This window comes from Magnetospirillum fulvum MGU-K5 (assembly GCF_000442515.1).
GTDB lineage: Bacteria > Pseudomonadota > Alphaproteobacteria > Rhodospirillales > Magnetospirillaceae > Phaeospirillum > Phaeospirillum fulvum_B.
In genome coordinates, this window is the sequence record NZ_AQPH01000112.1 from 1 (window position 1) to 6,066 (window position 6,066).

The following is a 6,066-nucleotide window of genomic DNA, read 5'->3' on the forward strand; positions in this document are numbered from 1 at the left end:
CGAACGGGCCAGGGCGGTAGCCCTGTCGCGACAGCGAGAATCGGCGCACCCGTGTCCTAGCTTCGCTTTGACCCGAACCAGCGTCCCGCCGCCAGCTTCAGCGACGACAGCGCCTTTCCGGCCAAAGCGGTGGGAGTCGGCGGCGTATCGGGCAGATGGGTTTCGATCTGGCGGGCGGCGACTTCGATCGCGGCTTGCCCGCCCATTCGCGCCCCGAGCCACAGCAATTGAGCGGCGACGCCTGCGACGACCAGCCATTGCGGCACCGCGTCGGCGGCGGTTCCGGGCGGCTGATAGATCGGCCCCTGCGGCTCGCTCTCGTCGGGCAGAATGTCGGGCGGCAACGGCTCGCCCGGCATCCGCTGCAATTCCTCAAGCAGAAGCTGATTGGGGCTTTTGCTCGGCACCACCGGGCGCGGCTTGGGCGGCGGAGGCGGCGGGACACCAACGAAATCCTCCAGCGTCGGGATGTCGGAGATTGGCCCGGCGCACAGTGCGGCGAATTTCTCGACATCCTTGGCCAGCGCGCGGATCGCGCGCAGGTCGGAAAACACCTTGGACGCGGCGGGATCGAGAAAATCGGCGGCGGAAAACAGGATGTTCTCGCCATTGGCATGGCGGCGGAACAGGGCGGGTTCCTTGACCAGGGCGCGCAGGCTGAGATCGAGCACGATGAAGGAAAAGCGGTCCATTTCGGGACCGAAATGCTCACCTCGGCGAGTGGGGTGCTGGAAGTGGCGGTGGCCGACCTCGTTGCCGTCGCCGACAGCGAGACCGGGAGCGAACATCCCGTCATAATCAATCAGCTTCAGCCCGCCATCCTGGACCAGGATATTACCGTTCTGAAGATCGCCATGGGCCAGCCCGCGTGTCCGCAGGTGGCGTTCCAATTCGCGCAGACGGGCGATCAGCGGGGTCAGCGCCGACTTGCGGCGATGATTGCGCTCAAGCCAGATTCCGAGCGGGACACCGTTAACCCAATCCATCTTGACCAGGGGATAGGCCTTGCCTAGCACCCGCACCCCGGTCGGCTGATAATCGAAGCCGACGAAATGCCCACCGCCGCCCCCGCCGGACAACGCCTCGGTAATCCGGGCATAGCGGTCCTGAAGATCGCGGGCTTCCTTATGGAAACAGCGGACGGCGTATTTGCGTCGCCCGTGGGAAACGGCATAGGTAACGGCAAAGCCGCCGCCATAGGCCTGGGGCAAGCCCATATCGTTCAGCACGACCTTACCCGCCTGCAACACCGGATCGTCGAAGGCGAGGTGCGGAGCCTGTACCGCGTCGTTGTACTGATCCGGCGACGGGTAGGCCATCGGCGCTACCCCAGCACCACGAGGGTACAATCGTCGCGCCGCATCCGCCCGGCGGCACGTTCCTCGCTCACCAGCCGCGAGAAAGCGGCGGCCGAAGGCAGGGTCAGCAATTCCTCGACCCGCTCGTCACCACCGGCCAGCAACCAGGCTCCCAGCGCGTCGGTCATCAGCATGATGCGGGGATTGACGATGCCCTTCAGGCCCCATTCGGCGGTCATCGCCTGAAGATTGGCCGGACGCAGCAGGGCTTCGTTTCGCTCGGACACAGTCGAAAGCAGCATCGGCCGGGCGTCGAACTGCTCGGGCCGCTCATAGGGGAACGAGGCGACCAGATGCCCACCCGACACCAACACCGCCAGAGAATCCCCGACCGCCAGCAGGCGGACCCGTTCCTCGGGCCGCGACACCGACAGGCCGAGCAGGGTCGCGAACGAGCCGCGATCGAACGCCGCCTGGGCGCTCCACGACATCGCCGCCCGATCGAACCCGGTATTGTACTCGGTGATCGCTTCGGCCAGCCAGTCCGCCCCCAGCGCGGGGTGGGCGATGAAGCGCCGCACCAGCACCCGCGCCCACGAGGCGGAATGATAGGATTCACTGGCCCCGTCGCTGACCGCATACAGCCCACGCTGCGGCCAGGAACAAGCGGCGTCCTCGATCTCGTGCGGGGCCGTCTCCAGCTTGGGCACCTGGGCTTCGAACAGCGGGCGCATGGCCTGCCCTCCTCTTCGCCCTACCGCAGATTGGCCGCCTGGGTGCCGATCTCGAAGAAGTCGACGATCTCCTCGATATTGGCCTTGTAACCGAAGAAGCGGCTATCCTCTTCGACCTCATGGCCCTTGGCCTGCGCCGCCGCGACCAGATGCGGCGGGAAGACGCTCGACATCCGGTACAGCATCTTCGAATAGGAATCCGGCAGGCCGCGCTCGGTCGCCGGGAACAGCACCGCCGAGCCGCCGGTACGGTCGATATGCAGGTTGAACAGCAGGCAGGTGCCGTCCTGGGTGGCGATCTGCTTCAAGCCCTCGGCGATCCGCGACGGATCACCATCGGTCGACTGACCGTCAGTGACATGGATGATGGTGGGCGGGTAACTGCCGGGATGGGCATCGCACCATTCGACCAGCACTTCGGCGACCTTGTGCATCGCCTCGCACATCGGGGTGCCGCCCTCATTAACCGCTTCGAACCAGACCGGGAACTTGACCGAAACCTCGACCAGACCGCCCGCGCCGTCGCTGACCTTCTTGTGCTTCTCGTCGACGCGCAGCACGTTGGCCTCGATCTCCGACAGCGGATGGATGATGCCGCTGCTGAGCGCGCCGCGAAAGCCCGACCCGACTCCGGCGCCGCCATAAGCGATCACACCGACATCGAAGTAATTGCGGACACCATCGGCGCGGGTGCTGCGAATCACCAACTGATAGAGCGTCTTGTTCAAAACATTGGCGACGAACTCAGCCTTGGATTCGCCCGAATCCAGAATCTCGTCCATTGACCCCGACTGATCGATCACGAACAGAAAACAGGTCGGCGTCGAACGACTGATATCGGCGGTATAAGGCATAGGCTCCCCCGGACTGAAACGTGGCGCAGTGTATCATTGAAGATCGCGCCGGAGAAAGCCGCGATCCCCGGAAACGACGTCCGAAACCGACGCAAATTCCGGGAAAGGGCGGCAAAGGACGCGCGTGCGGGCGCGCGCCCGGACTTTCCAGACGGCGGCGGGTCCCCTCGGCCCGGCACCGTCCGATCAAGACGTCACGGATGGCCGCGGAACAGCCCAGCCAGCACCACGACCGCAATCGCGACGACCGCGACCACCAGCAGGGTGCGGAGGTGAGTGTTGGAGCCGGAATTGATCTTTCCGGCGGCGGCGCGATCGGTGTTGCCGATCACCACCTCGGTCTTGCCGATCGAGCTGGTCTGCGAATGCTGGATGGTGGCATGGGCCCCGGCCTGGGACGCCTTGGCGGTCTGATCGGTGAACGAGGTCAGCGCCGCATCCAGCGCGGTGACGTCCAGCTTCATTTCGGCCGCTTTGACCTGGACCGAAACCATCCCATCGGCATGCTGGCGTTTGATCTCGGCGATCTGCGAATCGTTCAGGCCGCTCAGATCAAGCACGTCGTTCTGTGCGAGATTGATCGCCCGCTCGGCCGGGACATTCGCCACGACCGGCTCGACGCTCTGCAATTCCCGCCCCGTTGCCTCAGACATACAGTGACCCCCAAACCATTGTTTCAGCAGGCGGCGATTATGCCGTGCCGGACTCGACCAGACAAGCCAGCCAGCCGCCAGACTCCGACAATTCGCCGCCCCCCGGCGCGTTGGTCGGACAGAGGCAGGACGATCAGAACGGCAGAAGGTAGTTCAGCCGCGCGATCACTTCGAACAGGGTCGACCACACCACCTGACGGGACAGAATGAAGGAGACCAGCACGGTGCCGATCAGCAACCGCAGCCAGTTGCGCTGGCTGTCCGGGCTGATGATCGCCTCGGGGGTTTTCTCCATCACCTTGCGGTTCATCACCTTCTCGACCGTGACGATGACGCTGTGCTTGTGGATTTTCAGTTCGATGCGGGCCAGCCGGGTAATATCGGCATGCTCGCGCACTTGGCGCTGCAACACTGGGATTTCCAGCGACAGTTTTTCCGCCGCCAGCGTCTTTTGCACTTGGCGGGAATGGTTCAGCAGCTTTTCCTTGACCTTGACGTCACCCGCCGACAGCCAGTGGAAGCGGTGCGGCACCGCCTCTTCCAGTTCGTAGGGGATCACCACTTCGTCAAGCTTGCCGCACACCAGCGCGATCAACTCGGCGACATCGGCATTGGGGCCGATGACATATTCATGGCGCGAAGCGGGACCGAAATGGAGCCAGACCCGCTCGGCCAGATCAAACTTCATATGAAGCGGCATCAGCGGCGGCAACAGATCGAACAACCGCTTCATCACGGTGCCCGACATCTTGGTCGAGCCAGCCCGCCACTTCGGAATCGCCTGACGGGCATAGCTGGCCGCCTGGGGACTATATTTCTTCCCGTATTCCTTCAGCAGGATATCGAGCTGCTCGCGATCCAACGAGAAGAAGTAAGCCTTCACCTCGGCATCGAGACCCCCGACCTCGCGAGAGAACTCCTGGGCTTCCTGGATGTGGCGACGAGCCAGTCCCATTACCCCCCCGAAACAGGCGCAACACTTTCGCCAAAAGACTTTCACGACCGAGCCTGATCTCGATCGTCACCCGATAGCCATCCCCTTCCAGCACGCGATCGGCGACGATCTTCTTGACGTGCGGAATGGACATCTGGGACTGGAACTGGAGCAGCGTGCTCTCGACCTGTTCAGCGACCAGCGCGGCGGTCACCTCCGGCAGACCGGACCGGGCGAGACCGGCGCGAAACCGCGCCAATTCACGGACCGCGTCCTGGGGTTGCCGAAGGATGATGTCGCGTCTGAACATCGGCTAGCGGCCCATCACCGTGCTACCCAGAATCACCAGCACCGCAACGGCACCGACGATCCACAGGATGTATTTCTGCACCACCTCGGAGAACCCGGCGAAGCGACCGGCGGCGGCGCGTTCGGTATTGCCGATCACCACCTCGGTCTTGCCGATCGCGCTGGTCTGCGAATGCTGGATGGTGGCATGCGCCCCAGCCTGGCTCGCCTTCGCGGTCTGGTCGGTAAACGAGGTCAACGCGGCATCCAAAGCCGAAACGTCGAGCTTCATCTCGGCGGCCTTGACCTGAACCGAAACCATCCCGTCGGCGTGCTGCCGCTTGATCAGAGCAACCTGCTCATCCGAAAGTCCGCTCAGATCCAACGAGTCACTCTGCGTCAGGCTCAACGCCCGTTCCGCCGGTATATTCGTCACCACCGGCTCGACGCTTTGCAGCTCTCGCCCACCGTTCTCCGTCATATCCGTCCCTCGAAACCCATGGATTCAAGATCCGAAGAGAGTATGCCGCCGAAGCGCCCCAACCGGCAAGCCGCGCGACCGTTCTCCCCCCGGACAACCGACCCGCCACCCCACCCGATTCGGACCGGGGCCAGACAGATCCCCCTTACGATCCGGCCTTGCCCCCGTCCCGGACCTTCTTAACGGCGCTGTACCCGACCAACGATCCGACCACCAGCCCCAGCAGCCCCAGCACCAGCGCGCTGGGAACCGCACTTCCGGCCACGCTGATCTCGACCAGCGGGGACAGCACAACGCCACCAACCGCACAGAGCAGCGCGGTCAGGGTGGTGGTTTTGGTTTCGTTGGATGAGTGGGCAAAGGCCAGACCAAAGCGTCCGGTCAGCCGTACCAGAAGGCGCGACAGCTTGATCAGGAACAGGGCCGCAAGGCGGGTCCCCTTCGCCACAAGCTTGGTTCCCTGCGCCAATCCGCTTACCACCTTGGCCATCGCCATCCCCTCGATCAGTCGGTGGGGAATATTAGACACCCTGCGTGCGCGAGGCAAGATGGCTTGGCGCATCGGGATGGGCTATCGCCTTTGGATCAGGGGGGGGGACACGCCATCAGGGTTCCCCCAAACGAAAACGCCCGGAGCAGTCGCTCCGGGCGTATCGCAGATCGTTACAAGGACCGTCGAGACTACTCGAGGACCTTGGCCACCACGCCGGCGCCGACGGTGCGGCCACCTTCACGGATAGCGAAACGCAGGCCCTGATCCATCGCGATCGGGGCGATCAGCACAACGCTCATCTTCACGTTGTCGCCCGGCATCACCATCTCAG

General features: G+C 63.9%; 8 protein-coding genes. All 8 read right to left on the reverse strand.

Annotation, left to right across the window (positions count from 1 at the left end):
• Positions 1–56: 56 nt before the first annotated feature.
• Positions 57–1,319 (reverse strand): hypothetical protein, encoded by a 1,263-nt coding sequence (locus tag K678_RS16565; protein WP_021133635.1) that lies wholly within the window; start codon positions 1,317–1,319, stop codon positions 57–59.
• Positions 1,320–1,324: 5 nt separating this feature from the next.
• Positions 1,325–2,032, reverse strand: coding sequence for a PP2C family serine/threonine-protein phosphatase (locus K678_RS16570; RefSeq protein WP_021133636.1), 708 nt, complete (start codon positions 2,030–2,032; stop codon positions 1,325–1,327).
• Between the two features lie 20 nt (positions 2,033–2,052).
• The gene (locus K678_RS16575) at positions 2,053–2,886 is read right to left on the reverse strand and encodes a vWA domain-containing protein (RefSeq protein WP_021133637.1); all 834 of its coding nucleotides are present in this window, start codon (positions 2,884–2,886) and stop codon (positions 2,053–2,055) included.
• A 194-nt stretch (positions 2,887–3,080) separates the two neighbouring features.
• Entirely contained in the window at positions 3,081–3,539 is a 459-nt protein-coding gene (locus tag K678_RS16585) for a hypothetical protein (protein ID WP_039853672.1), read from the reverse strand.
• Between the two features lie 133 nt (positions 3,540–3,672).
• On the reverse strand, positions 3,673–4,494 hold the full coding sequence (locus tag K678_RS16590) for a hypothetical protein (RefSeq protein ID WP_021133639.1): 822 nt from the start codon (positions 4,492–4,494) through the stop codon (positions 3,673–3,675).
• 292 nt (positions 4,495–4,786) lie between these two features.
• Positions 4,787–5,242 carry a hypothetical protein gene (locus K678_RS16595; protein WP_051185973.1) on the reverse strand — a complete coding sequence of 152 codons (456 nt, stop codon included), beginning with the start codon at positions 5,240–5,242 and terminating at the stop codon, positions 4,787–4,789.
• 145 nt (positions 5,243–5,387) lie between these two features.
• Positions 5,388–5,771 (reverse strand): hypothetical protein, encoded by a 384-nt coding sequence (locus K678_RS16600; protein WP_155804589.1) that lies wholly within the window; start codon positions 5,769–5,771, stop codon positions 5,388–5,390.
• 152 nt (positions 5,772–5,923) lie between these two features.
• Positions 5,924–6,066: EF-Tu C-terminal domain-related protein (locus K678_RS18400; RefSeq protein WP_021133206.1), on the reverse strand; the 143-nt coding region annotated here is incomplete at its 5' end.